This window comes from Pseudomonas sp. PME37.24/025 (assembly GCF_055556615.1).
In genome coordinates, this window is record NZ_JBVHNK010000410.1 from 1 (window position 1) to 248 (window position 248).

Below are 248 nucleotides of genomic sequence, written 5' to 3' on the forward strand. Positions count from 1 at the left end.
GATGTTTGTAGTGGTGGCGCTCATGCTCACCGCCGCGGCCGTATCGTCGACCGTGCAGGCCCATAACGGCATCGATCATGGGTACGTCACAAATGGTTCCATTGAATCGCGGACGGGTTTGGCGAAGTCCGAGACATCTGACCCGGGGAGCCTGACAAATCCCGCGAAACAGGCGTCAGACGAGCTGGTTATCGTTTGTCTGGTGGGATGTTGCCACCCACCGGCTTCTTCTTGCTGCGGGATCCTCG

1 protein-coding gene is annotated in these 248 nt (G+C 58.9%); it reads left to right on the plus strand.

Annotated features, from left to right (window positions below):
• Positions 1-22 precede the first annotated feature (22 nt).
• On the plus strand, positions 23-248 hold a 226-nt coding region (locus ACZ3HH_RS30870; protein ID WP_465810496.1), incomplete at its 3' end, for a hypothetical protein.